This is a genomic window from Microbispora catharanthi (genome assembly GCF_006334915.2).
Lineage (GTDB): Bacteria > Actinomycetota > Actinomycetes > Streptosporangiales > Streptosporangiaceae > Microbispora > Microbispora catharanthi.
Genome location: NZ_VDMA02000001.1, coordinates 222,686 through 248,154, shown reverse-complemented (window position 1 = coordinate 248,154; position 25,469 = coordinate 222,686). Strand labels below are relative to the sequence as shown.

Below are 25,469 nucleotides of genomic sequence, written 5' to 3'. Positions count from 1 at the left end.
CGAAAAGGTTTCTGGTGGAAGTTTTACATCGGGTACATCAGCGGCGCGACGACCTCGAAGTCCAGCCCGTCGGCCCGGGCGAGGTACACCCGCTGGCGCACCCGGCCCGCGGTCAGCGTGAGCGGGCCGCGCCCGGACACGACCGTCGTGCCGTCGGCGACCGCCTCGACGGCCGGCACCGCCAGTGTGCCCGCGCGCCGCGCCAGGGCGGCCAGCATGAGCACCCCCTCGTAGCAGCCGTGCCCGTGCCCGTTCAGCAGCGGCGCCTCCGGGCCGAACATCGCCGTGTACCGCTCGGCCAGACCGAGGTTGGCGTCGGTGGCGATGCCCCCGAAGTACCCCATCGCGGCGTAGAGCCCACCGGTCGTGTCACCCCCGGCGGCGAGCAGGCCGTGCTCCTCCAGCGCGCCGCACAGCCGCGCGCAGCCGAGGCCACTCGCGGCGAACGCCCGGTTGAACGCGATCAGGTCGCTGCCGATGAGGGTGAGCAGCACGGCGTCCGGCCGCACGGTGGCCAGCTGCTCCAGCAGCCGGTCCATCGCGGTCGTCCCGGGCGGGACGAGCCGCTCCCCCACGACCGTCGCGGACCGGGCACGCAGGTGCCCGCGGGCCGAGGCGTGCACCAGGCGAGGCCAGACGTAGTCGTTGCCCAGCAGGAACCAGCGCCGGGCCCGCCGGCGCTCCACCAGCCAGTCGATTCCCGGGCCGACCTGCAGCGAGGCGGGCTCGCCGAGGTAGTAGACGCCCGGACGGCGGGCGCCGCCCTCGTACGGCGGGGTGTAGACGAAGGGGACCGCGCCGCCCAGCGCCTGCTCGACCGCGACGCGCACGTCGCTGGCGTGGGTGCCGACCACCGCCTGGACGGCCCCGGAGCGCACCAGGCCCCGCACCTCCCCGGCGACCGCGGCCGGGCCGCGGCCCCCGTCCACGAGCACGAGCTCGACCGGCCTGCCCAGCACTCCCCCGGCTGCGTTGACCTCCCGGGCGGCGAGCACGGCACAGTTGATCGCCCCCGGCCCGAGCAGGCCGAGCACGCCGGAGACCGGCACCACCAGCGCGACGCGGAGCGTGTCCGCGGGCAGCAGATGAGCCTCGAGAGAGTCGATGACGACTGTGACAGGATCGGCCACGTGCACGAGTATCCCCTGACCGAACAGGTGACCGGCCTCGGGTCGTCACTCGCCTACCTGCTGAGCCGGGCCGAGCGCGGTGTCAACCGGGGGCTGGCCGCCGTGCTCGCCGCCGAGGACGTGACCGTCGAGCAGTGGCGCATCCTGCAGGCGCTCGCGGACGGGCGCGGGCACTCGATGGGCGATCTGGCCGAGGCCGCGCTGATGCCCCACCCCACGCTGACCAAGGCGGTGGACCGGCTGGTGGAACGCGCGGTGGTCTACCGGGGGCACGACCCGGCCGACCGCCGCAAGGTCGCGGTCTTCCTCGCCGACCGGGGCCGCGACCTGCTCGCCCGCCTGGAGGCGGGCATCGCCGAGCACCAGCGGGCGATCCTCACGGCGTACGGCCCGGCCCGCACCGAGCGGCTGATGCGCGACCTGGAGTCACTGCTGGCCTCCCTGGAGGACTGAGCCCGGGCGGGTGGTTCAGGTTCACCCCGGCGAACCCGGCGGGCTTCGGTCTTGCCCGGCCGCTTCTCGCGGCGTACGTTCGACTGTGTGACCGGAATCGTCATCTCGGTCACGACTGCGGCGGAGGGGGGCGCGGTGACGGACCTCGACTCCCGACCGGCGGGCCCGGCCTCCACCGGCGGGCGGGAGCGCGAGCGGCGGGCCGAGCGCATTCTCGACGCCGCCGGCGAGCTCCTGGTGGCCTGGGGATACCCGCGCATCACGGTCGAGGACGTGGCCCGGCGGGCGGGCGTCGGCAAGGGCACCGTCTACCTGCATTTCAGCACGAAGGAGTTGCTCTTCCTCGCGGTGTTGATACGGGCCAAGGCCCGCATCATCGAGCGTCTCGCAGCCGGCGTGCGCGCCGACCCCTCCGCGGTCCTGCTCAGCAGCGCGGCCAGGTCGGCGTACCTGTGGGTGCACGAGGAGCCGATCTTCCGGGCGACGCTCCTCGGCGACGACGACACCCTCGGCGCGCTGAGCAGGAGCGCCGCCGAGAACCTGCCCGACCTGCTCGACGTGCGCGACCGCGCGCTCCTGGCGCACGTCGAGGTGCTGCGCGAGCACGGCCTGGTCCGCACCGATCAGTCCTCGGCCCTCCAGGTCCACGCGTACGAGTCGATCCTGACCGGCTTCGTCACGATCGAGCCTCTGTCGCCGTCCACCGTGCCCGCCCTGGAGGACAACGCCGACATGATCGCTCATGTCATGCGCGCGGCCTTCGAGCTCCCGGCGCCGCCGGAGAGCGTCCGGGCGGCGGCGCCGCGAGTGAACGAGATCTACCAGCGCCTGCTGGACCGGCTGAACTCCGCTGTACCGACCGCACGGGAGATCCACCGGCACAAACGCACCTGACACGTGGAGGTAGGCATGAGCACTTCCAGCACGGCAGGACCCGTCAACCTGTTCGACGCGGACCTGGTGCGCGATCCGTTCGGGGGCTACTCCCACCTGCGGGAGCAGGCCCCGATGGTGCGCGGCTCCTTCCCCGGCCTGGACTCCCCGGTCTGGCTCGTCACGCGGTATGACGACGTCAAGACCGTGCTGAGCGACCGCCGGTTCGTCAACAACCCGGCCAACGTGCCGGGAGCGAACGTGCACAACATCCGCGAGCAGCTCATCGAGGCGCGGGGGATCCCCCGCGAGTACGCCGCGTACATCCTCGACAGCGTCCTCGACGCCGACGGCGACGACCACCTCCGGCTGCGCAGGCTGGTCTCGCGCGCCTTCACCGCCCGCCGGGTGGCGGAGCTGCGGCCCCGCGTCGAGCAGATCGCCGAGGACCTCCTCGACCGGCTGCCCGGCCACGCCGAGGACGGCGTCGCCGACCTGATCGAGCACTTCGCCTACCCCCTGCCGATCACCGTCATCTGCGAGCTGGTCGGCATCCCCGAGGAGGACCGCCCGCTGTGGCGGGAGTGGGGCAGGGGCCTGGTCTCGCTCGAACCGGGAGCGGTGGCCGAGCCGCTGCGGCACATGGTGACCTACATCCAGGAGCTCATCGCCCGCCGCCGGGCCGAGCCGGCCGGCGACCTGCTGACCGGCCTGATCCGCGCCCACGACGAGGACGGCGACCGGCTGACCGACACCGAGATGGTCACCATGGTCCTCACGCTCGTCCTCGCCGGGCACGAGACCACCGCCCACCTGATCGGCAACGGCACCACCGCCCTGCTGACCCACCCGGACCAGCTCGCCGCGCTGCGGGCCGACCCGGGACTGCTGCCACGCGCGGTGCACGAGCTGATGCGCTGGTGCGGGCCCGTCCAGGGCACCCGGATCCGGTACGCGGCCGAGGACGTCGAGATCGACGGCATGACCGTGCGCCGGGGCGAGCCGGTGATGGCGGTGCTGGTCTCCGCCAACTACGACCCCCGGCGCTTCGACGACCCCGGCCGTCTGAACATCGCCCGGGAGCCCGACGGCCACAAGGAGATCCACGTCGGCTTCGGCCACGGCCTCCACTACTGCCTGGGCGCGGCGCTGGCCCGGCAGGAGGGCGAGGTGGCCTTCGGCGCCCTGTTGCGCCGCTACCCCCGGCTCGAACTCGGCGTCGCGCCGGAGGAGCTCGACCGGCAGTTCCTCCCGTTCTCCTGGCGCCTCGCCCGCCTTCCCGTACGCCTGGGGACATGAAGGAGGACATCAGGCGAAAACCGGCGTGAGGGCGGCAGGTCATCCGGGCAGGATGACGAGGCGTTTGGGGGCTCGGAACAGCCAGTCCTCAGTCACCTCGACGCCAGTGACCAGGGTGGCGAGGGCCAGTCCGCGGGCGAGTCCGCGCGGTGAGCGGGGTGAGTGGTCGTAGAAGCGGCAGAGCCACTCCTCGGGAAGCATGTCGGCCTCGGGCCGCTGCAACGAGTGCAGGTAGCGGATCTCGGCGCCGTCCCGCCAGACCTCGATCGTGGTGTCCACGATCATGTTAGTGACGATGCTGACGGCCGGGCCCGGCGAGCTGAGCGGACCCCACAGTTCCTCGGCTCCGGGGTCGAAGCTGATGGCGCTGTAGACCACGACGCCGGCGCTTCCCGGCGGCCGGCCTAGCCAGAGTGCGGAAGCGCCGAGGGACGGGCCGACGTCCATGTACTCGTCCTCGTTCGCGAGCGGGCAGCCGGCGGGGTCCAGGCCGAGCCGGCGGATGGCCGAATCCTCGTCGATGCCCGCGACGAACGCGAAGCCGTCGCCCTCGCCGCAGTAGGTCTCCCAGGAGTCGTACGCGGTGACGAGGGCGTCGGCTTCCGCCTGCCGACGCAGCAGGCCGACGTCCGTAGCGGGAGCGCCGGGCAGGGCGGCGAACAGGTCGGCCAGCGGCCCGGTAAGCGCGATGTCTCCGGCGGAGCGGCCGGCGACGACCGGCCGCCAGGGGTCCGCGCCGGCCCGCAGCAGCGCGGCGACCGCGTCACTGTGTCCCCGGCAGACCGCGGTCCACAGCGGTGTCTCCCACACGCCGGACGACTCCACGTCGGCGCCGTGCGCGACCAGCACCTCGATCGCCTCCGCGACGCCCTCGTAGGCGGCCTCGTGCAGGTCATCGTCCAGCGCGCGCGGATAAGCCTGAGCGCCGGCGCCCTCAAGCCGGCGCCGGATGCTCTCGGGGTCGAGCCCCCGCGCGGCCAGATACTCGGTCCTTCTGCTCACAGCGTCCCCATTCACGCACAGCCGGATGAAGATCCGATCATGCCCGGAGTCCGTCAGGGCCACCAGTAGTGATACGCGGCTCGGCAGGTAAGATCAGGGCCGTGAAGTGACGACGTGGGTTTCCCGTCCGGACGAGGCCGTTGGAGCACTGCTCCGGTCTCGGTGCCGCGTGTCCTTCCACGTCTCACGAGAAACGGCATGTTCCATGACCGATCAGGCGTTCCTCGATCACGTCGCCGACCGCCTCGCCGCCCTGCCTGGGGTCCGGGCCGTCGCGCTCGGCGGCTCCCGCGCGCAGGGCACCCACACCCCCGGCAGCGACTGGGACTTCGCCCTCTACTACCGCGGCCCCTTCGACCCGGCCGACCTGAGCGCCGTCGGCTGGGAGGGCGAGGTCTCCGAGATCGGCGGCTGGGGTGGCGGCGTGTTCAACGGCGGCGCGTGGCTGACCGTCGACGGCCGCCGCGCCGACGTGCACTACCGGGACCTCGACGTCGTCGAGCAAGAGCTCTCCGAGGCCGAGCAGGGCCGCTTCCACTGGGAACCGCTGATGTTCCACCTCGCGGGCATCCCCAGTTATCTGGTGGTGGCCGAGCTGGCCGTCAACCGGGTCCTGCGCGGCGCCCTGCCGCGGCCCGGCTACCCGGAGCCGCTGCGAAGGTCGGCCCCGCCCATGTGGCGCGACCGGGCGGCCATGACCCTCCAGTACGCCGGGTCCGCCTACGCGGCCCGCGGCCTGGCCACCGAAGTCGCCGGCGCCCTCGCCACCGCCGCCATGCAGACGGCCCACGCGGTCCTCGCCGCCCGCGGCGAATGGATCACCAACGAGAAGCGGCTGCTGGAGCGGGCCGGTCTTCGCGGCGTCGACGCGATCGTGGCGGCACTGCGCCCGGACCCGCGGGCCCTCACCCGCGCCGTCGCCGAGGCGGAGGCCCTGTTCGCGGCAGCGGTGTGATCCGGCTCCGGCGCGTGCGGCCCCCGCGCGTACGGCGGATCAGCCGGTCGCGCCGGGGATGCCCTGTCCGGCGATCAGCGGTTCGAGGGTCAGGCCCTCGTGCTCACGCTGGATGGAGCGCATGCGCCACTGGTCGGCGAACACGGCGAGCAGGGCCTCGTCGCGGCTGCGGGTCAGCACCTCCGCGCCACGCTGACGCCGCAGCACCTCCGCGGACTCGGCGTCGGTGCGGAGGGCGAGGGTGTACTCCAGCCGGTCGAGGACGATCTCCGCGCCGAACTCGGTGGCCAGGCGGTGCTGCACGACCTCGAACTGCATGGGCCCGACCGCGGCGAGCACGGGGGCCTGGTCACCGCGCAGGTCGGAGCGGAGAACCTGGATCACGCCCTCGCCGTCGAGCTGGTCGATGCCGCGGCGGAACTGCTTGGCCTTGGCGGTGCTCCGGGACCGGGCCACGGCGAAGTGCTCGGGGGCGAAGCTGGGGATGGGCGGAAACTCCACCGGCTTCCCCTCGTAGAGGGTGTCCCCGGGCCGCAGCGCGGTGGCGTTCACCAGCCCGACCACGTCTCCCGGGTACGCCTCGTCGATGGTGGCGCGCTCCTGGCCGAACACCGACTGGGCGTACTTTGTGGCGAAGGGGCGGCCGGTGGCGGCGTGGGTGAGCACCATGCCGCGCTCGAACCGGCCGGAGCAGACCCGGACGAACGCGATGCGGTCGCGGTGGGCGGGGTCCATGTTGGCCTGCACCTTGAAGACCAGGCCGGAGAACGGCGCGTCCAACGGCCGGGCGGCGCCCTCGACGTCCGTCCGGGGCGCCGGGGCGGGGGCGAGGTCGACGAGCACGTCGAGCAGCCGGGCCACGCCGAAGTTGGACAGCGCCGCGCCGAACAGCACCGGCGTGGACTCGTGCGCCTCGAACGCCTTCTGGTCGTGCTCGGCGCCGATCGCGGCGAGCAGGTCGCTCTCCTCCCCCGCGCGGGTCCAGTCGGCCCCGAGCTCGGCGGCGGCCTGCTCGGGGGTCAGCTCGGTCTCCAGCGCCTTGGTGGCGCCGCCGGGCGTGCGGGTGTAGCGGACCGCGCGGCCCTCCATCCGGTCGACCACGCCGTGGAAGTTCCCCGCGGTGCCGATCGGCCAGGTGACCGGCGTGGGACGCAGGCCGGTGCGCTCCTCGATCTCGTCGAGCAGCTCCAGCGGCTCCCGGCCCGGCCGGTCCCACTTGTTGACGAACGTGATGACGGGGATGCGGCGGTGGCGGCAGACCTCGAACAGCTTCATGGTCTGCGGCTCCATGCCCTTGGCCGCGTCGAGCAGCATGACCGCGCAGTCGACCGCGGCCAGCACGCGGTAGGTGTCCTCGGAGAAGTCCGCGTGGCCGGGGGTGTCCACCAGGTTGAACACGTGGCCTCGGTAGTCGAAGCGCAGCGCGGCCGAGGTGATGGAGATGCCGCGGGCCCGCTCCATCTCCATCCAGTCGGACGTCACGCCCCGCCGGCCGGCCTTGCCGTGCACGGCTCCCGCCTGGGTGATCGCCGAGGCGTGCAGGGCGAGCGCCTCGGTCATCGTGGACTTTCCGGCGTCCGGGTGGCTGATCACCGCGAACGTGCGGCGGCGGGCCGCCTCACTCGTGGCGGTGCTCATCGCAGGATCCCCCTGTCGGCGCGGGTCGTCGTGATGCGGTCGTGCGTGCAGGCCATCCGTGCTCCCAAACAGCGTTAGGACGGTTGAGATTACCGCGCCGGACGCCGCGCCCCGGAATCGGCGGCGCCCGGCGCGGCACTCGCCGCACGCGATGGAGCTAGAGACGCTCGATCACGGTCACGTTGGCCTGGCCGCCGCCCTCGCACATCGTCTGCAGGCCATACCGGCCGCCGGTGCGCTCGAGCTCGTGCAGCAGAGTGGTCATCAGCCGGGCGCCGGTGGCGCCGAGCGGGTGGCCGAGCGCGATCGCGCCGCCGTTGGGGTTGACCCGGGCGTGATCCGCGCCGGTCTCCTTGAGCCAGGCCAGCACGACCGACGCGAACGCCTCGTTGATCTCGACGACGTCCATGTCGTCGATCGACATGCCGGTCTTCTTCAGCGCGTACGCCGTGGCGGGGATGGGCGCGGACAGCATGCGGATGGGGTCCTCTCCACGGGCCGACAGGTGGTGGATCCGGGCCCGGGGCCGCAGGCCGTGCGCCTTCACCGCGGCCTCCGAGGCGATCAGCAGGGCGGCCGCGCCGTCGGAGATCTGCGAGGCGACGGCGGCGGTCAGCCGCCCGCCCTCCTCCAGGGTCTTCAGGCCCGCCATCTTCTCCGGCGAGGTGTCCCTGCGGGGGCCCTCGTCGGCGGTGACGCCCTCGAGAGGGGCGACCTCCCTGTCGAACCGGCCCTCGTCGATCGCCCGGATCGCCCGCTGGTGCGACGCGAAGGCGAACGCCTCCATGTCCTCACGCGAGATGTCCCAGTCCCTGGCGATCATCTCGGCGCCGCGGAACTGCGACACGTCCTGCTTGCCGTACCTGTCCTGCCAGCCGCGCGAGCCGACGTACGGACCCTCGGTGAAGCCGAGGGAGTCGGCGGCGCCGCGCGAGGCGAAGGCGATCGGGATCTGCGACATGTTCTGCACGCCGCCGGCGACGACGAGGTCGCTGGTGCCGGACATCACCGCCTGCGCGGCGAAGTGGACGGCCTGCTGGGAGGAGCCGCACTGCCGGTCGACGGTCACGCCCGGCACCTCCTCGGGCAGCCCCGCGGCCAGCCAGCAGGTGCGGGCGATGTCGCCGGCCTGCGGGCCCACCGTGTCCAGGCAGCCGAAGACCACGTCCTCCACCGCGGCCGGGTCCACCCCCGAGCGCTTCATGAGCTCGGTCAGCACGTGCGCGCCCAGGTCGGCCGGGTGGACACCGGAAAGGCCTCCGCCGCGCCTGCCCACGGGGGTGCGCACCGCCTCGACGATGTATGCCTCCGCCATCGCAAAACTCCTCAGGGTGTTGTCAGGATCCCTTCCAGGACCATCGCTATGTACTGCCTGGCGATCTCTTCGGCCGGCAGCGGGCCGTCACCGCGATACCAGCTCGCGGCCAGCCACACGGTGTCGCGGATGAAGCGGTAGATGAGGCCGGTGTCGAGGTCGGCCCGGAAGACGCCGTCGGTGACTCCCCGGTCCAGCACCGACAGCCACATCTCGCGGAAGCGCCCCTGCGACTCGGTCAGGTAGGAGAAGCGCGGGTTCGTGGCGAGGTGCTTGGACTCGTTCTGGTAGATCACGACGGCCGGGCGGTGGCGGTGGATGGTGCGGAACGACTCCACGATCAGCGCCTCGAAGGTCTCCCGCGCGCCGAGGCCGGAGCCGGTCACCTTGTCGTACGCCGCCCACATCTCGGTGAGGAAGGCCGACAGGATCTCGTCGACCATCGACTCCTTGGAGTCGAAGTGGTAGTAGAGGCTGCCGCCGAGCATGTCGGCGGCCTCCGCAACCTCGCGGACCGTCGTGGCCGCGTAGCCCCGTGACGCGAACACCTCGGCCGCGGTGGCCAGCAGCTCGGCCCGCCGCTCGGCGCGGGCGGCCGCGGTGCTCTCTGCGTCTCTGCGTCGTGGGCTCATGGGAAAGTTCGACCTCTCAGGGGTGCTGGCTGGAGACCGAGACGACCTCTCCGGTCATGTAGGAGGAGTAGTCGCTCGCGAGGAAGACGATAACGTTGGCGACCTCCCATGGTTCCGCGTGGCGGCCGAAGGCCTCCTTCCTGGTCAGCTCGGCCAGCAGTTCCTCGGTCGTGACCTTCGCCAGGTGCGGGTGCATGGCCAGCGAGGGGGCGACGGCGTTGACCCGCACGCCGTACGGCGCCGCCTCGATCGCCGCGCACCTGGTCAGCGCCATGACCCCGGCCTTGGCCGCCGCGTAGTGCGCCTGGCCCTCCTGGGCCCGCCAGCCGATCACCGAGGCGTTGTTCACGATCACGCCCCGGCCCCGCGGCTGCATGCGCGTGAGCGCGGCGCGGGTGCAGCGCATGGTGCCGTTCAGCGTGACGTCGAGCACCCGGCTCCACTGCTCGTCGGCCATCTCGACGAGCCTCGCCGTGCCGCCCAGACCGGCGTTGTTCACGACCACGTCGACAGGCCCGAACCGCTCCTCCGCGGCCGTGAACAGGCTCTGCACCTGCTCCTCCGAGGTGACGTCGCAGGGCACGGCGGTCACCGTGTCCGCGCCGAACTCCTCCTGCAGGACGGCCAGGCTCTCGCCGAGGCGGCGCTCGTGGGCGTCACTGACGACGACCCGCGCCCCCTCCTCCAGCATGCGCCGGGCGCAGGCGCCTCCGATGCCGGTGCCGGCCGCGGCGGTCACCACGGCCACCCGGTCGCGCAGCAGACCGTGACCGGTCACGTAGGTCGGCATGCCCACCCTCTCCTCACCGTACGACTCGTGATTTACTCTATCAAATAGTTGTTAGAAAGAATGCGAGGGTCCCATGACAGTGGTGCGTTACGAGCGCCGCGGGCCCGTGGCGGTGGTCACCATGAGCCGCCCGGAGTACCGCAACGCGCAGAACTCGGCGATGACGTACGCCCTCGACGAGGCCTTCTACCGGGCGGCGGCCGACGACGAGGTCAAGGTGATCGTGCTGGCCGGCGAGGGCGAGCACTTCTCGGCAGGGCACGACATCGGCACGCCCGGCAGGGACGCCCACGTCTCCTTCGAGCGTAAGGCGGGCCTGTGGTGGGACCACGTCGGCAAGGAGGGCGCCGAGAGCCGCTTCGCCCGGGAGTCGGAGGTCTACCTGGGCATGTGCCGGCGGTGGCGGGAGATCCCCAAACCGACGATCGCCATGGTGCAGGGCGCGTGCATCGCGGGCGGGCTCATGCTCGCCTGGGTCTGCGACCTGATCGTCGCCTCCGACGACGCGTTCTTCGCCGACCCCGTCGTACGCATGGGCATCCCGGGCGTCGAGTACTTCGCCCACCCCTGGGCCATGCCGCCCAGGATCGCCAAGGAGTTCCTGTTCACCGGCGACCGCATGCCGGCCCGGCGCGCGTACGAGGTGGGGATGGTCAACCGGGTCGTGCCGCGCGACGACCTGGAGACCGAGACGTTCGCGCTGGCCGGGAAGATCGCCGCGATGCCGCGGATGGGCCTGGCGCTGACCAAGAAGGCGGTCAACCAGGCCGAGGACCTGCAGGGCATGCACGCCGGGATGGACTCGGTCTTCGGCCTGCACCACCTCGCCCACGCCCACAACGCCGAGACCTCGGCCGACTCCCTGGCCGGGATGGATCCCAAGAGCATGAAGGCGGCCGCCGATGGATCTTGACCTCTCGCCGGTGGAACCGTTCCGCGCCGAGGTGCGCGCCTGGCTCCGCGAGCACGTCCCCGCCGCTCCCCTGCCGTCCCTGGAGATCGAGGAGGGCTTCGCCGCGCACCGCGCCTGGGAGCGCGAGCTGCACGAAGCCCGCCTGTCGGTGGTGTCGTGGCCCGAGGAGTACGGCGGCCGGAACGCCTCGCCGCTGGAGTGGCTGGTCTTCGAGGAGGAGTACTACGCGGCCGGGGCGCCGGGGCGGGTCAGCCAGAACGGCATCAACCTGCTCGCGCCCACGCTGTTCCAGCACGGCACGCCCGAGCAGCTCGCCCGCGTCCTGCCGTCGATGGCCTCCGGCGAGGTGATCTGGGCCCAGGCGTGGTCGGAGCCGGGCGCGGGCAGCGACCTCGCGTCGCTGCGCGCGAGCGCGACCCGGACCGACGGCGGCTGGCTGCTGAACGGCCAGAAGACGTGGAGCTCGCGGGCCGCCTTCGCCGACTGGGGCTTCGGGCCGTTCCGCTCCGACCCGGAGGCCGAACGACACCGAGGGCTGACCTACCTCATGTTCCCCCTCGACGCCGAGGGGATCACCCGCAGGCCGATCGGCCGCATCGACGGCAAGCCGGCCTTCGCCGAGCTGTTCTTCGACGACGTGTTCGTCCCCGACCACGACGTGATCGGCGAGCCGGGCGCCGGGTGGAAGGTCGCGATGAGCACCACCGGCAACGAGCGCGGGCTCACGCTGCGCAGCCCCGGCCGCTTCCTGGCCGCCGCCGACCGCCTCGTGGAGCTGTGGCGCGAGCACGGCGACCCCGCCGACACCGCGCTGCGCGACCGGGTGGCCGACGCGTGGATCAAGGCGCGCGCCTACCGGCTCAAGGGCTTCGAGACGATCTCCCGCACGGAGGACGCGGGCGCCGAGTCGAGCGTCAACAAGATCTTCTGGTCGGAGCTGGACGTGGCGCTGCACGAGACGGCCCTCGACCTGCTCGGCCCGGACGGCGAGCTGGCGGGCGAGTGGCTGGAGGGATACGTCTTCTCCCTGGCCGGCCCGATCTACGCCGGGACCAACGAGATCCAGCGCAACGTGATCGCCGAGCGCGTGCTCGGCCTGCCGAAGGCGGGAAGCCGATGAGATTCGTCCTCGACGCCGAGCAGCGGCTGTTCGGCGAGACCCTCGGCAAGCTGCTCACCGAGGCGGCCGTGCCCGGCGTGGTCCGCGACTGGGCGGCCGGCCGGCGCGGGCGCGGCCTCACGCTGTGGCGCACGCTGGCCGAGGCCGGGGTGCTCGCGATCGCCGTGCCCCAGTCTGCGGGAGGGGCCGCCGGAGGCGCCGGGCCGCTGCCGGTCGAGCTGGTGACCGCGTTCCACGAGCTCGGCAGGCACGGCGTTCCCGGGCCGTACGCCGAGACCGTGGCCGCCGCCGTGCTGCTCGACCGGCTGGGCGAGGAGGCCCTGGCGAGCCGGTGGCTGCCGCCGATCGCCGAGGGCGCGGCCCTCGTCACGCTCGCGCTGCCCCCGGCCGTGCCGTACGCGCTGGACGCCGACGCCGCCGACCTGGCGTTGCTGGTGGACGGCGAGCGGCTGTGCGCCGCCGTCCCCGGCGAGGCCCGCGCGTCCCTCGACCCCGCCCGGCGGCTGTTCCCGGTCACGCCGGGCGAGGCGCTGGCCGAGGGACCGCACGTGGCGGCGGCCGCCGCCGACGCGTACGACATGGGCGTGCTCGCGTGCGCGGCGCAGCTCGTGGGGACCGGACGCCGCCTGCTGGAGGTGTCGGTGGACTACGCGAAGGCCCGGCGGCAGTTCGGCCGGCCGATCGGCGAGTTCCAGGCGGTCAAGCACCACCTGGCCGACGCCCTGGTCGGGCTGGAGTACGCCCGCCCGCTGGTGCACGGGGCCGCCCTGGCGTACGGCACGCCGGACTTCGCCCGCGACGTGTCGGCGGCCAAGGCCGCGGCGTCCGAGGCGGCGTACGCCGCGGCGAAGATCGCACTGCAGGTGCACGGCGCGATCGCCTATACGGATGAGTACGACCCCAGCCTGCTCATCCGCAGAGCCCGCGCCCTGCACACGGCGTGGGGCTCGCCCTCGGACCACCGGGCGCGGGTGATCGGCTCACTCGCCGGTTGACTGGTAGCGGCGCAGCTCCCAGGGGTCGTGGGCGGAGAAGACCTCCACCTCGCCCGCGTGGTCGCGGACGAGCGCGCGCAGCCGGTCGCGGTTGCGCAGCCGCAGCTCGGCGTCGACCTGCGCGCCGGTCTGCACCACGTCGAGCAGCGGGTGCGGTTCCGGTTCCCCCGCCCGCAGCTCGCCGTGGTAGAAGTACGCGTCGCCCGCGTGCAGCAGCCACCGGCCGTCGTCGCGCACGGCCACCGCCGCGTGTCCGGCGGTGTGCCCGCCGAGCGGCACCAGCAGGAACTCCGGCGGCAGCCCGTGCGCCTGCCGTACGCCGCCGAAGCCGAACCACTCCTCGCCCGGGCCGGACTCGTACGTCACCCAGCGCGGCCCGTGAGCCCAGTGCGCAGGCCGATAGCGCCGGCTGGGGGCCTCGGCCACGGCGGCGGCCAGTTCCTCCTCCAGGACGTGCACCCGGGCGTCCGGGAAGTCCGGCAGGCCGCCGGAGTGGTCGACGTCGAGGTGGGTCAGCAGGATGTGCCGCACGTCGGCGGGCGCGTAGCCGAGGCGCTCGACCTGGCGCACGGCGGTCTCGGCAGGGTCGAGCACCGGCTCGACCATCTCCGTCCAGTCCGCGGCGAGCGCGCTCGCCGGGTCGCGTACGTCGCCGAGCCCGAGCCCGGTCTCCACGAGCACCAGGCCGTCGCGCTCGGTCTCGGCGAGCAGGCAGTGGGCCACCGCGTGCGCGGGCGCCAGGCCGTCGTAGGTGGGCTCGATCTTCCGCATCGAGCCGCAGTTGAGGTGGTGGATCCTCATTCGGAGTCCTTCCGCCGGGCGGCGCCGGCGACCAGGCCGCCGATCCGTCGCGTGACCGAGTGGATGACGCCGGTGTCGCGACGCACGCGGGCGAGCAGGAGCGCTCCCTGCAGCGAGGACAGCACCAGGTCGGCGAGCGCCTCGGCCTCGTCCACCCCCTGCCCGTGCAGATAGCCGGCCAGGCCGCGCAGCCAGGAGGCGTACGCCGCGTCGCAGGCCGACCGGATGGGTTCGCTGCCGCCGGCGGCCTCCAGGGCGACCGTGGCCACCGGGCAGCCCTCCTCGAACCCCGACTCCTCCAGGTCGTGGGCGAGCAGGTCGCCGATCCGGACGACGGCCTCGGCGGGACCGGGGGCGGCTGCCACGGCGGCGGCGATCCGCTCGCCGAGCTCGCCGCCCGCGACCGCCACCGCCTCGGCGGCCAGCTGCTCCTTGCCCTCGGGGAAGTGGAAGTACAGCGAGCCCTTGGGCGCCCGGCTCTCCGCCAGCACCTGGTTGAGGCCGGTGGCGTTGTAGCCCTGCCGCTGGAAGAGCCCGGCGGCGGTGCGCAGGACGCGCTCGCGCGTGTCGTTCCTTCGCGTCATGCCGCCAGACTAGACCGGTCTACATAGTTTCGGCAAGCTTCCCGCCGAGAGCGCGGACGACCTCGGCGGCCTGGGTGACGATGGAGTCGATCAGCTCCTCACAGGTGGGCAGGTCGTCGATGAGCGCGACGACCTGGCCGGACGCCATCACGCCGAGGTCCGGGCGGCCGTCCACCATGGCCGCCTTGAGCAGCATCGGGGTGTTGGCCGCCATCAGCACCTGCGACCAGCTCAGCTCCTTGCCGTGCTTCATGGCCAGGCCGTCGCGGATCATGGCGGGCCACGACATGCCGGAGATCTTCTTGAAGCGGGCGGCGTTGCGCACCGCCCGCACCAGGCCCGACACCGTCCCCGACCGCTCCAGCCCGTCCACCAGTTCGGTGCGCAGCACCCGATGCGGCATGCCGTCCACCTGACGGGTGACGACGGTCTCCGACATGCCGAGATAGGTCCGCTTGACCGCCTCCGGGACCGAGCTGTCCGAGGTCAGCAGGAACCGCGTGCCCATCGCCACGCCCGCCGCGCCGTACGCCAGAGCGGCGGCGAGACCGCGCCCGTCGAAGAAGCCGCCCGCGGCGATCACCGGGATGTCGACGGCGTCCACGACCTGGGGCAACAGCAGCGTCGTGGCGACCGCGCCGGTGTGGCCGCCGCCCTCGCCGCCCTGCACCAGCACGGCGTCGGCGCCCCAGGCGGCGACCTTCTCCGCGTGCCGCCTGGCGCCGACGGACGGGATCACCACGATCCCGGCGTCCTTGAGCTTGGCGATCAGCTCCTGCCGCGGGGCCAGCGCGAACGAGGCCACCTTCACCCGGTTCCCGATCAGCAGGTCGACCCGCTCGCCCGCGTCGCCGGCGTCCGCGCGCAGGTTCACCCCGAACGGCGCGTCCGTACGCGAGCGCACCTCCTCGATGGCGGCGGCGAGCTGACCGGCGGTCATCGTGGCCGAGGCGAGGATGCCGAGGCCACCCGCGTTCGCCACCGCCGACACCAGCCGGGGGCCGGCCACCCAGCCCATGCCGGTCTGCACGACCGGGTGGCGGACGCCGGTCAGCCGCGTGAGCGGGGTGTCCAGCGTCGGTCCGATCATGCCTTCACCTCCCGATAGCGCAATCCCTTCGGGTCGAGCACCTCGCGGATGACGCGCAGCTCCTCGTCCGTGGGCTGACGGGTCTGCGGCACATCGCCGTCGACCGTCAGGTCGAACCCGGTGGCGGCCTTCACCTGCTCGACCTCGACGCCGGGATGCACCGAGACCAGCCGCATCGAGCCGTCGGGGGTGCCGAAGTCGAACACGGCGAGGTCGGTCACCACCCGCCGCAGGTCGTGGAAGCGGGCGGCCCGCGGGCCCAGCTCGGCCGCACGGTCGTGGCCCACACCGCTGACCACGTCCACCTTCGGGACGAACACCCGGGTGGACTGCTTGGGGATCCAGTAGCTGGTCGGGTTGCAGATCGTGTTGCCGGGGGCCCCGCGCACGCCGAGCAGCTGCGACTTCGGCTGAGGCCAGTCGCCGATGGCCGAGATGTTCGTGTTGCCGCGTTTGTCGATTTGAGAGGCGCCCATCATCACGTGCCTGCGCCCGTTCTGCACCAGCCACAGGTGCTCGCGGAACGGCAGCCAGCCCTCGACCGCCCCCGCGGGCGCGCCGAACGGCACCGCCTCTGCGGTCAGCAGCGCGCCGCCGTCCGTGGTCAGCAGGCCGGGCTCGAACGTGAGCCGGGCCAGCCGGGCGCCCAGGATCGAGCAGGTGCCCATGGCCGCCGCCAGGATCTCGCCGTCGCCGCGCCACGCCTCCGCGCAGGCCACGACGCAGATCTCCGCCCGGGTCGCGCTCATCGCCCCTCCTCACGCCACTGCTGCACGCTTTCCTGGTAGGCCGCCTCGTCGCCGGACAGGAACCGGTCCGCGAACACCGCCCACGCCTCCGGATCGGCCGCCGAGGCGGCGTAGTGCAGCTGGAACATCTCGTCCCGGCCCTGCCCCCCGTGGTTGGAGTGACAGTCTGTGAAGTGGCCGCCGCCGGGGGTCTCGACCACGCCGGTCACGTGCATGCGGCTGACCAGCAGCGTCTGCGGCGGTCCGCCCAGCTCGCCCGGCTCGACCATCCGGTCGCAGGACACAAAGCACCGCCCGGCCGCCTTGGCGAACAGGTCGTCCATGTACGGATCGGGGCCGAGGTAACGGCCGTTGCCCCGGGTGTCGGCCACGTCCATGTGCACGAGGGCCACGTCCATCGTGAGCGCGGGCACCGCGACGAGTTCCTCCCCGTCGTCGTACGGCGAGCGGACCGTCCGCAGGCCGGGGTTGACCCGCATCACGTCCGAGCCGAGCCCGGCCCGCGTCGGCAGGAACGGCAGCCGGTGCGCCGCCGCGAGCAGACCGAACATGAACATGCCCTCGTCATATTCGGTGAACTCGACGGCCCCGCGCTGCCGGGCGGCCCGGAAGTGCGGTTCTAGGGCGATCGAGTCGAGCGTCACGAACGGGGCGACGACCCGGCGCACCTTGCCCGCCGCACAGAGCAGGCCCACGTCCGGCCCGCCGTACGACACGATCGTCAGGTCCGTCAGCGCGGACCGGTAGATGGCCCGCACCAGCGCCATGGGCTTGCGCCGGGAGCCCCAGCCGCCGATGCCGATCGTCATTCCGCTCTCCAGCGAGCCGACGATATCCTCGATCGAGGTGACGACGCCCATCACCGGCCTCCTTCCGTGACGAAGGCGTCCCGGTGCCGGTCGCCGGCGCCCATGAGGTTGAGCTCGAACGTGAAGCCCTGCTCGAACCGGTAGCTGCGCTTGACGTCGACCGGGTCGATGCCGTTGAGCGACTCCTTGGCCCGCCGGATCACGTACGGGTCCTTTGCGGCGATCTGGGCCGCCACCTCGAGCGCCGCGTCGCGCAGCCGCTCACGCGGCACGACCTCGAGCACCGATCCGAACGCGTGCAATTCGGCGGCGGTGACGTTGCGGCACGTGTAGACCATCGCGCGCATCAGGTGCTGGGGCACCAGCCTGGCGAGGTGGGTGGCCGCGCCGAGCGCGCCCCGCTCCACTTCGGGCAGACCGAAGTAGGCGTCGTCGGAGGCCACCACGACGTCGGCGTTGCCGGCCAGCCCCACACCGCCGCCGAGGCAGAAGCCGTGCACGGCCGCGACCACGGGGACCTCGCACTCGTAGACCGCCGCGAACGCCTCATAACAGCCGCGGTTGGCGCCCACCAGCGCGTCGAACCCGCTGGTCGCCTGCATCTCCTTGATGTCCACGCCGGCGTTGAACCCGCGACCCTCGGCCCGCAGCACCACGACGCGGGTCTCCGGGTCACGCCCGGCCTCCCGTACGGCGTCGGCGAGCTCGAACCATCCGCGTACGGTCAGCGCGTTGACCGGCGGGGCGTCCACCACGACTTCGGCGACGCCCTCGCCATGACGGCTGGTCGAGATTCCCATACGCTGCCTTTCCATCTAACATTTGTTAGAAATTACGCTAACAGAGTGGAGCGGCCCAGGCGAGGGCCGGCCTATCGAGGAGTCCGGAGATGATCTGCAGGGATCGAGTCGTGATCGTGACCGGCGCGGGGCGCGGCATCGGCCGGGCGCACGCGCTGGAGTTCGCCCGCCAGGGCGCGAAGGTCGTGGTGAACGACCTCGGGGTCAGCCTGTCCGGCGAGAGCGGGTCGGACGCCGGATCAAGGGGTCCCGCTCAGGAGGTGGTCGAGGAGATCCGCGCGCTGGGCGGCGAGGCGGTGGCCGACCGGTCCGACATCGCCACCGACGAGGGCGCGCGGCGGCTGGTGGCGACCGCGATCGAGCGCTTCGGCCGCCTCGACGTGCTCGTCAACAACGCCGGGTTCCTCCGCGACCGGATGCTGGTCAACCTGTCGGAGGAGGAGTGGGACGCGGTGATCCGCGTGCACCTGAAGGGCCACTTCCTGCCGATCAAGCACGCCGGGCTGCACTGGCGCGCCGAGTCGAAGGCCGGCCGCCCGGTGGACGCGCGAGTGGTCAACACCTCGTCGGGCGCGGGCCTGCTCGGCAGCGTGGGACAGGGCAACTACTCGGCGGCCAAGGCGGGCATCGTGGGGCTGACCCTGGTCGCGGCGGCCGAGCTCGGCCGCTACGGCGTGACCGTCAACGCCATCGCCCCGGCCGCCCGTACGCGGATGACCGAGCAGGTCTTCGCCGAGACGATGGCCGCCCCCGGGGAGGGCGGGTTCGACGCGATGGCCCCGGAGAACGTCTCCCCGCTGGTGGTCTGGCTGGGCTCGGCCGAGTCGAAGGACGTCACCGGGCGGGTCTTCGAGGTCGAGGGCGGCCGGATCTGCGTCATGGAAGGCTTCCGGCACGGCCCGGCCGCCGACAGGGGCGCCCGCTGGGACCCCGCGGAGATCGGGCCGGAGGTGGCCAAGCTGCTCGCCGGCACCGCCGCGCCCGAGCCCGTCTACGGCGCCTGCTCCTCCCCCGCGAGCTGTTCGCCGAGGCCGGTGCGCCGGTAGCGCAACCGGCGGCCGTCCCGTTCGCCGGTCACCAGGCCGGCGTCCCTGAGCGTGGTCAGGTGGTGCGAGGCGGTCGCCGGGGCCAGCCGGAGGGCGGCGGCCACCTCCCCCGTGCTGGACGGTTCGGCCAGCAGGGCGAGCACGGCCGCGCGGGTCGGGCCGAGCAGGGCCGCCAGTGCCGCCGGCGGCTCGGCCGCCACGGGCCGGTCCCACAGCCGGCCGTGGCCGCGCGGCGCGTACCACAGCGCACGCCCGGACGGGGTGTCGGTCATCGTGTACACGTGCGTTCCGGTGAACCCGGTCGGCAGCAGGGTGAGCGGGTGCCCGTCCAGGCCGAACTCGCCGTCCTTGGCGTACGCCAGTCGCAGCGCCTCACCGTCCCAGTCGAGGCGCGGGTGGAGGTCCGTCAGCAGCGCCCGCGGCCCGCGCTCGGCGGCGAGCAGCCCACGGCGGGTCAGCTCGCCCTCCGCGAGCGCGCGCAGCCGAGGCCAGCTCGGCGCGATCGCCGTCGAGAAGTAGCGCCGGATCTCCCGCACCGTCACGGCCAGCGCACCCGCCGGATCGGTCGAGAACCGCTCGACCTCCGGCGGCGCGCTGTGCCCGGCCCAGGCCCGGCCCACCTCGGACGCGACCCGGTCGAGCGGCGTGGCGGCCACCACCCGCAGCTCCTGCTCCAGGGTCGGGCGGGTGGTGGGCGGCGCCGGGGTGAGGAAGTCCGGCACATATCCGGTGGGGCCCGGGACCAGCGGGCGGAGTGTGGTCAGGCCCCGCAGCAGCGGCTCGGCCCGGGCCCGCCAGGACGCGGGGACCAGGCGCGCCGAGCGGGAGCGCAGCGCGAGGCAACTGGCCACGACCTCCGCCATCGGGCTGTGCGCGAACCTGAGCCGCAGCAGGTCGGCGGGCGCGAACTCGATCCGGATCACCCGTCCATTCGAGCATGCTCGAACGGCTAACGGAGAGCACCCCCCGGTTCCTACGGTCGCCGCATGGAATACACCCGTTTGGGGCGGACCGGTCTCCTCGTCAGCCGGATCTGCCTGGGCACCATGAACTTCGGCTGGCAGATCGGCGAGGACGAGAGCCACGCGATCCTCGACCGGGCGCACGAGGAGGGCGTCAACTTCGTCGACACCGCGAACATGTACGGCGACGGCCACGGCCTGTGCGAGCGCTTCATCGGTGAGTGGTTCGACAAGACCGGGCACCGGGACCGGATCGTGCTGGCCACGAAGGTGTACGCCCCGATGAGCGACTGGCCCAACGACGGCGGGCTGTCGGCCCGGCACATCATCGCCGCCTGCGAGGCCTCGCTGCGCCGCCTGGGAACCGACTGGATCGACCTCTACCAGATGCACCACGTGCAGCGGGACACGCCGTGGGAGGAGATCTGGCAGGCCATGGAGACGCTGGTCGCCCAGGGCAAGGTGCGGTACGTCGGGTCGTCCAACTTCGCCGGCTGGCACCTGGCCCGGGCGCAGGCGGTGGCCGACCGGAGGAACTTCCTGGGCCTGGTCTCCGAACAGTGCAGGTACAACCTGCTCACCCGGCACGTCGAGCTGGAGGTGCTGCCCGCGGCGATCGAACTGGGGATCGGGATCCTGCCCTACTCGCCGCTGCACTTCGGCGCGCTGTCCGGGGCCCTGCGCAAGCAGCGCGAGGGCGCGGACGGCCGCAGCGTCCTGCACGCCCCCGAGCGGGTCGAGCCGCACCGGGCGGCCATCGAGGGCTACGAGAAGCTGTGCGCCGAGATCGGCGAGGAGCCCACCACTGTCGCGCTCGCCTGGCTGCTGTCACGGCCCGGGGTGACCGCCCCGGTCATCGGGCCGCGCTCCCCCGGGCAGCTCGATCTGCCGCTGACCGCGCTGCGCATCGAGCTGTCCGCCGAGACTGTGGCCCGTCTGGACGAGTTGTTCCCGCCCATCGGCAACGGCGGCCCCGGCCCCGAGGCCTGGGCGTGGTGATTTCGGCCCTGTGAGGCTTCGCCCGGCCGCCTCGCGGGGGCGGGCGGCCGGGCGACCGTCAACCGAGCCCGGCAGGGGCGGGCCGTCGGCAGTTCGGGCGGTGACCGACTGTTCATCCCCGGGCCGCCCCCGCGTTTCACGCGCGGATGTCGCCGCGTGGACTTTGCGGCGTTTTCTGCCGCACAGCTTCTCGAACACCGCCTGCAACTCCAACTAATCCGCTCGGCCAGTTGCTTTCCGCAGAGAGGAAGTGAAAAAATTCATACAAGCTTTCGAATTAATTGAGGAGGGCGGGATGGATCTGTTCGATCTGGATCCTGATCGCCCTCGTCGTGCGAATAGGAATGATGACGGCTGGTGGGATCGGTTGATCGCCGATTCGCCTCTGTGGTCGTCCGATGGTTCGCTCGCCCGCGACGAATACTTCATCGGCCGCTTTCCGATCGTTGAGCCCGAGATGCGGGGTTCCGAGCGCCCGGGCCGCTCGTGTGACGGCGATGTGGCCAATGCTCAGAACGACGAGGCCACCGATGGCTGTGCCGCGAGTGCCCGGTCTGGGGGTGCCGGCCGGGACAAGGGCCGGTCGTCGTGGGTGTTGGTGGGTTCTCTTCGTGAGTCGGCGCAGGCGTTGGCGTTGGCGGCGGTGCCGGAGGATGTGGATGTCTGTCTTGCTGAGGCTGAGGAGTTGCTGTTCGCGCGGGATCGGATCACGTGCGCGTTGGCTGATCGGGTGGGGCGGGTGCATGGTGCGGGGCGGGCCAAGGGGCATGGGCATGCCTCGACCCGTAGTTGGTTGCGTACCGCTGGGGGGATGAGTGTGGCGGGCGCTGGGCGTCTGCTGACGTTGGCGGTGGAGTTGGCGCGTCTGCCTCGGGTGCGGGAGCGGTTCGCCGCGGGTGGGTTGGCGGCGGGGGTGGTGGAGGCGATCTGCGCGGCTACCGCGCAGTTGAGTGATGAGCACGCCTGCCTGGCTGAGCCGATTTTGCTGGAGTTGGCGGGTCAGGCGGGTGCGGCGGAGGTGGCCAAAGCCGGGCGTTATCTGCGGGCGGTGCTGGACCCCGACGGGGAAGACCGCGATGAGCGGGCCGACTACGGGCGGCGGTTCCTGAGGGTCCGCCCCACCAAAGGCGGGGGCGTGGAGGGGGAGTTCTACCTGCCGCGTGAGGCCGCCGCCCGCCTGCGGGCCCTGCTGGACGCCTACGCCAAACCACGCGCGGAGGGCGATGACCGGCCGCTGCGGGTCCGCCAGGCGGATGCGTTCATCGCGTTGCTGGAGCAGAAGATCGCCGCCGAGCTCCTGGTCCTGGTCACCGCCGAATCCCTCCCCACCGACCCCCAACCCGCCGACCCAAGCAACGACCACCCCGAAGACATCGACGACGCCCAGGACGCGGAGGGCGCGGAGGGCGCCGAGGGCGCCGAGAACGGCCGGGACCGCGAGGGCACCGGCGCCACCGGCTACGCCGGAAGCCCTGACGACCCCGGCGACGTCGACAACACCAGTGCCCCCGGCGAGATGGGCGACCCCGGCGACATGGGCAGCACCGGCGCTGCCGCACCTGCCCAGGATGAGGGCCCCTGCCAGCCAACTGACCCCGGCACTGCCGAGGCCGAGGCAGCAGCCGGTGCAGGTGGCGATGCAGCCGCGGACGCTGTCGCCGCGAGCGCCGACCTTGACCTTGCCGGCACCGGCCCCCGCGATGAGGAGTCTCGCGATCCCGGAGCCAATGAGCACGGGACCTGTGAGCACGGGACCTTTGAGCGTGGGGTCGGTGGGCGCGGGGTTTGTGAGCAGCGGGCCAGCGAGCACGACACCGCGAGCGCCGCCCCTGTCGAGGGCGATGGTGACACGAGCATGGCCTCTGCCTCGGGTGGCGACACCGCACCCGCCAAGGGCGGAGACCGCGACCGCGCCGCGGCCCAAGCTGAAGCAGACCCCAGGCGCGCAGCAGCATGGCCTACCCGCGGCGGTAGCACGCGTCCGCACGCAGCGCCTCCGTACACAGCGCCTCCGCACACAGCGCAATTGCCTGACCCTCCTCCCGGGGATGCCGCTGCGCATCACGCCCACGCCGGGCACCGGCCTGCGGGGGACTGCCGGCATGCGCAGAGCACGTGTGAGGACCATGGCCACGAGCATCAGAAGCACGGCGGGAGCAAGTGCGGGTGCGGCGGCGAGGCGCGGTGCTCGTGTGCGCCGGGGACACCGGGAACAGCGCCGGGAACGCCGGGACCAGAGCTGGGGAGGCCAGTGGGAACAGCTCCGGGGACGCAGCCGGGGGCGGTGCTGGGGGCGGCGCCGGGGGTGTTGCTGGCGACCGGGCAGATGCTGCCGGTCTCCAGTGTGCACCGCCTTGCCCGCACCAGCAGCCTGGTCCGCCTGGTGATGGACGCCGAGGGGCAGGTGCTGGACATGGGCCGCAAGGTCCGCCTGGCCACCCCCGCCCAACGCAGGGCCGTGTTCGCCCGCTACGCCACCTGCTGGATCGACGGCTGCCCACTGCCCGCCACCATGTGCCAGATCGACCACGCCGACAACTGGAGCAACGGCGGCCTCACCGACCTGAAACTGCTCGGACCGGCCTGCCAGTTCCACAACCGCGACCGCTACCGCCACCCCGACCGCTACACCCGCCGCAAAGCCGGCACCGACCGCTGGGCCTTCACCTACCAGCCGACCCACACCAGGCGGCTGCGGGTGTAGCAGGCTGCGGGAGGCGTAGCGCGCCGAGGCGGGGATGGCCTGGCGGCCCGCCGACCCGCCGATCCTGGAGCGGGCGGGCATCCGGCTCGACTGGGCGCACCGGCAGGCCTCCGCGACGGGGCTGCGGCAGCCCCAGTGGATCCGCGTCGCCGGCTCCTACTACGCGCCCTGGCACCACGAGTGCTATGTGGCCCAGCAGCGGGTCGCGCAGGTCAGGCGCGTCTACCAGGCGGACGCGGTCACGAACGTGCTCGTCGCGGGCGGCCTCGCCCAGCCGGTGCTGGTGGAGCGGCTGGTGCAGAACCACGTGGAGAGCGCGATCCGGCACGACCCCCCCGGCGGCGGGCCGGCAGGGTGGAGCTCGTCGTGGCCGACACCGGCCTGCCCGCGGCCTCACGCTCGCCGTCGAGCTGCCTTACGAGGGCGACTGAGCCGCGCCGACCACGAAGGACTCCAGCCGGTGCAGCAGGGCGGCCATCTCGCCCTCGGGCAGGCGGGTGGTGTCGGCGCTCAACTCCACGCCGAGCGTGCCCTTCCAGCGCATCAGGGCCACGCAGAAGTCGCAGCTGCGCTTGTCCGTGCCGGGGAGCCACTCCAGCTCGGACTCCCCGTCCGCGCGGCCGGCGCCGCCCGGATCCTCGCCGGGACGCAGGTCGTTGAAGCAGCACGACGGGAACATGGGGACGCCCCGGTCGGCGCTCATCCGGTCGATCATCGCGTGCAGGGCCAGCGAGTCGAAGCGCGCGCGCCGGTAAGAGGCGAGAACCGCCGGATAGGCGCTCACCAGGGTTTCGGCGAGGCTTCCGCACGGGCCCAGGGTGAACAGCCCCAGCTGGTTCAGGCTGGTGACCAGGTCCCGGGTCCGGTCGCTGAAGCGGTTGTGCACGATCGGGGTGATCGCGCACACCTCGTGCCCGGTCAGCTCGCGCAGCAGCATGGTGACCGCCACCAGCAGGACGGTGGCGGTGCTGACGCCGGTACGACGGGCGAGCACCTGAGCGGCGTGGTTGAGCCGGGGCGACGACAGCACGACCCGCGCGTACCTCGGCGTCGCGCCCGCTCCTACCACGTGCGGGAACATGGCGGACGGCACGGTCCGGAGAAGCGCCTCCCACTGCGCGATCACCCGCTCGGAACGGGCCGACGCCGTCTCCTCATCCCGCACCAGGTCGAGCAACTGCGACGACGGCGGCCGTGTGATCGTCCCGCGGAGCAGCAGCATCCGCAGGTCGCGCACCACGACGTCGGCCGCGCGCCAGTCCGCGACGACGTGGTTGAGCACGAGCGCCACATGGGTGGCGGCGCCGTCGCAGACCACGAGACCGGCGCGCAGCGGCTGCTCGCCGTCGCCGAAGGAGCGACCGGCCAGGCGGTCGACGAGGTCCGCCGCGGCGTCGTCCGCGTCGCCGCGTGCCGCCTCGACCAGCTCGATCGACACGGTCCCGGCCGCCGCCACCTCCTGATAGGGCCCGGCCGCGCCGAGCCGTACCAGAGATCGCAGGGCGTCGTGGCGGCCCATCACCTCCGTCAGTGCGGCCGCCACGACCTGGGGATCGCGTGGGCCGCCCGCGCGCGGGACGGCGAGGATCCGGGGCACGTTGAAATAGTGCGCGCTGTCCGGCCCCACCTCGTCGATGGCCCCCCATATGTCCCGCTGTCCCCACGCGAGCTCCGCCGTTCCGGCACGATTGCAGGCGAAATCCACAGAAAGCCGCATGGCTCTCCTTCACGAAACGGTGTGCGGGCGGAGGTGGGAACGCTCCCATGAAGGCTAGGTATCACCTCCGGACGGGTCAAGATTTTCATTGGC

Annotated in this window: 24 protein-coding genes; 10 read left to right on the top strand and 14 right to left on the bottom strand. The window is 72.7% G+C overall.

What is annotated here, in order from left to right; translation table 11 throughout:
- Positions 1 to 23 precede the first annotated feature (23 nt).
- Positions 24 to 1,130 (bottom strand): substrate-binding domain-containing protein, encoded by a 1,107-nt coding sequence (locus tag FH610_RS01085; RefSeq protein WP_139572246.1) that lies wholly within the window; start codon positions 1,128 to 1,130, stop codon positions 24 to 26.
- On the opposite strand from FH610_RS01085, the gene FH610_RS01080 reads away from it, so the two are divergent.
- From FH610_RS01080 to FH610_RS01070, 3 genes are all read left to right on the top strand, one after another.
- Positions 1,131 to 1,583 carry a MarR family winged helix-turn-helix transcriptional regulator gene (locus FH610_RS01080; RefSeq protein WP_240808677.1) on the top strand — a complete coding sequence of 151 codons (453 nt, stop codon included), beginning with the start codon at positions 1,131 to 1,133 and terminating at the stop codon, positions 1,581 to 1,583. It begins immediately after the preceding gene.
- 87 nt (positions 1,584 to 1,670) lie between these two features.
- Positions 1,671 to 2,477 carry a TetR/AcrR family transcriptional regulator gene (locus FH610_RS01075; RefSeq protein ID WP_240808676.1) on the top strand — a complete coding sequence of 269 codons (807 nt, stop codon included), beginning with the start codon at positions 1,671 to 1,673 and terminating at the stop codon, positions 2,475 to 2,477.
- Positions 2,478 to 2,492: 15 nt separating this feature from the next.
- Positions 2,493 to 3,755 (top strand): cytochrome P450 family protein, encoded by a 1,263-nt coding sequence (locus FH610_RS01070; protein WP_139572244.1) that lies wholly within the window; start codon positions 2,493 to 2,495, stop codon positions 3,753 to 3,755.
- A gap of 39 nt (positions 3,756 to 3,794) precedes the next feature.
- On the opposite strand, the gene FH610_RS01065 is transcribed toward FH610_RS01070, so the two are convergent.
- Entirely contained in the window at positions 3,795 to 4,757 is a 963-nt protein-coding gene (locus tag FH610_RS01065) for an ankyrin repeat domain-containing protein (RefSeq protein ID WP_139572243.1), read from the bottom strand.
- A 205-nt stretch (positions 4,758 to 4,962) separates the two neighbouring features.
- Here FH610_RS01065 and FH610_RS01060 point away from each other — a divergent pair, with 205 nt between their 5' ends.
- Positions 4,963 to 5,712, top strand: coding sequence for a nucleotidyltransferase family protein (locus FH610_RS01060; protein ID WP_139572242.1), 750 nt, complete (start codon positions 4,963 to 4,965; stop codon positions 5,710 to 5,712).
- A gap of 39 nt (positions 5,713 to 5,751) precedes the next feature.
- Here the strand turns inward: FH610_RS01060 and FH610_RS01055 are convergent, their stop codons facing one another.
- The 4 genes from FH610_RS01055 to FH610_RS01040 all read right to left on the bottom strand — a co-directional run bounded on the left by FH610_RS01055 (position 5,752) and on the right by FH610_RS01040 (position 10,087).
- The gene (locus FH610_RS01055; RefSeq protein WP_139572241.1) at positions 5,752 to 7,350 is read right to left on the bottom strand and encodes a peptide chain release factor 3; all 1,599 of its coding nucleotides are present in this window, start codon (positions 7,348 to 7,350) and stop codon (positions 5,752 to 5,754) included.
- Between the two features lie 157 nt (positions 7,351 to 7,507).
- Positions 7,508 to 8,665: an acetyl-CoA C-acetyltransferase gene (locus FH610_RS01050; protein WP_139572240.1), complete on the bottom strand. Its 1,158-nt coding sequence runs from the start codon at positions 8,663 to 8,665 to the stop codon at positions 7,508 to 7,510.
- An 11-nt stretch (positions 8,666 to 8,676) separates the two neighbouring features.
- Entirely contained in the window at positions 8,677 to 9,297 is a 621-nt protein-coding gene (locus tag FH610_RS01045; protein WP_139572239.1) for a TetR/AcrR family transcriptional regulator, read from the bottom strand.
- A 16-nt stretch (positions 9,298 to 9,313) separates the two neighbouring features.
- Complete coding sequence (locus tag FH610_RS01040) at positions 9,314 to 10,087, bottom strand: SDR family oxidoreductase (RefSeq protein WP_139572238.1); 774 nt, start codon at positions 10,085 to 10,087, stop codon at positions 9,314 to 9,316.
- A gap of 73 nt (positions 10,088 to 10,160) precedes the next feature.
- On the opposite strand from FH610_RS01040, the gene FH610_RS01035 reads away from it, so the two are divergent.
- From FH610_RS01035 to FH610_RS01025, 3 genes are read left to right on the top strand one after another with little or no spacing between them, the layout of a single operon-like run.
- Positions 10,161 to 11,000 (top strand): enoyl-CoA hydratase, encoded by an 840-nt coding sequence (locus FH610_RS01035; RefSeq protein WP_139572237.1) that lies wholly within the window; start codon positions 10,161 to 10,163, stop codon positions 10,998 to 11,000.
- Positions 10,990 to 12,120: an acyl-CoA dehydrogenase family protein gene (locus FH610_RS01030; protein WP_139572236.1), complete on the top strand. Its 1,131-nt coding sequence runs from the start codon at positions 10,990 to 10,992 to the stop codon at positions 12,118 to 12,120. Before FH610_RS01035 ends, FH610_RS01030 begins: the two co-directional genes overlap by 11 nt.
- Entirely contained in the window at positions 12,117 to 13,115 is a 999-nt protein-coding gene (locus FH610_RS01025) for an acyl-CoA dehydrogenase family protein (protein ID WP_139572235.1), read from the top strand. The genes FH610_RS01030 and FH610_RS01025 overlap by 4 nt, the downstream gene beginning before the upstream one ends.
- On the opposite strand, the gene FH610_RS01020 is transcribed toward FH610_RS01025, so the two are convergent.
- Genes FH610_RS01020 through FH610_RS00995 form a run of 6 tightly spaced genes read right to left on the bottom strand, consistent with a single transcriptional unit; the run spans position 13,101 to position 17,948 of the window.
- Positions 13,101 to 13,916 (bottom strand): MBL fold metallo-hydrolase, encoded by an 816-nt coding sequence (locus tag FH610_RS01020; protein WP_139572234.1) that lies wholly within the window; start codon positions 13,914 to 13,916, stop codon positions 13,101 to 13,103. The genes FH610_RS01025 and FH610_RS01020 overlap by 15 nt on opposite strands.
- On the bottom strand, positions 13,913 to 14,500 hold the full coding sequence (locus FH610_RS01015) for a TetR/AcrR family transcriptional regulator (RefSeq protein WP_139572233.1): 588 nt from the start codon (positions 14,498 to 14,500) through the stop codon (positions 13,913 to 13,915). Before FH610_RS01015 ends, FH610_RS01020 begins: the two co-directional genes overlap by 4 nt.
- Positions 14,501 to 14,519: 19 nt before the next feature.
- A complete protein-coding gene (locus FH610_RS01010) occupies positions 14,520 to 15,590 on the bottom strand; it encodes an NAD(P)H-dependent flavin oxidoreductase (protein WP_139572232.1) in 1,071 nt (356 codons plus the stop codon).
- On the bottom strand, positions 15,587 to 16,339 hold the full coding sequence (locus FH610_RS01005; protein WP_139572231.1) for a CoA-transferase subunit beta: 753 nt from the start codon (positions 16,337 to 16,339) through the stop codon (positions 15,587 to 15,589). Before FH610_RS01005 ends, FH610_RS01010 begins: the two co-directional genes overlap by 4 nt.
- A complete protein-coding gene (locus FH610_RS01000; RefSeq protein ID WP_139572230.1) occupies positions 16,336 to 17,199 on the bottom strand; it encodes a CoA transferase subunit A in 864 nt (287 codons plus the stop codon). Before FH610_RS01000 ends, FH610_RS01005 begins: the two co-directional genes overlap by 4 nt.
- Positions 17,199 to 17,948 (bottom strand): enoyl-CoA hydratase family protein, encoded by a 750-nt coding sequence (locus tag FH610_RS00995; RefSeq protein ID WP_139572736.1) that lies wholly within the window; start codon positions 17,946 to 17,948, stop codon positions 17,199 to 17,201. Before FH610_RS00995 ends, FH610_RS01000 begins: the two co-directional genes overlap by 1 nt.
- Positions 17,949 to 18,037: 89 nt before the next feature.
- On the opposite strand from FH610_RS00995, the gene FH610_RS00990 reads away from it, so the two are divergent.
- Positions 18,038 to 18,994: an SDR family oxidoreductase gene (locus tag FH610_RS00990; protein ID WP_139572229.1), complete on the top strand. Its 957-nt coding sequence runs from the start codon at positions 18,038 to 18,040 to the stop codon at positions 18,992 to 18,994.
- On the opposite strand, the gene FH610_RS00985 is transcribed toward FH610_RS00990, so the two are convergent.
- On the bottom strand, positions 18,940 to 19,917 hold the full coding sequence (locus FH610_RS00985; protein WP_139572228.1) for an ArsR/SmtB family transcription factor: 978 nt from the start codon (positions 19,915 to 19,917) through the stop codon (positions 18,940 to 18,942). The genes FH610_RS00990 and FH610_RS00985 overlap by 55 nt on opposite strands.
- Before the next feature lie 63 nt (positions 19,918 to 19,980).
- Here FH610_RS00985 and FH610_RS00980 point away from each other — a divergent pair, with 63 nt between their 5' ends.
- Entirely contained in the window at positions 19,981 to 20,955 is a 975-nt protein-coding gene (locus FH610_RS00980; protein ID WP_139572227.1) for an aldo/keto reductase, read from the top strand.
- Between the two features lie 295 nt (positions 20,956 to 21,250).
- Positions 21,251 to 23,659 (top strand): HNH endonuclease signature motif containing protein, encoded by a 2,409-nt coding sequence (locus FH610_RS00975; protein ID WP_139572226.1) that lies wholly within the window; start codon positions 21,251 to 21,253, stop codon positions 23,657 to 23,659.
- A 415-nt stretch (positions 23,660 to 24,074) separates the two neighbouring features.
- Here FH610_RS00975 and FH610_RS00970 read toward each other — a convergent pair whose 3' ends face one another.
- On the bottom strand, positions 24,075 to 25,376 hold the full coding sequence (locus tag FH610_RS00970; protein WP_139572225.1) for a condensation domain-containing protein: 1,302 nt from the start codon (positions 25,374 to 25,376) through the stop codon (positions 24,075 to 24,077).
- Positions 25,377 to 25,469 lie beyond the last annotated feature (93 nt).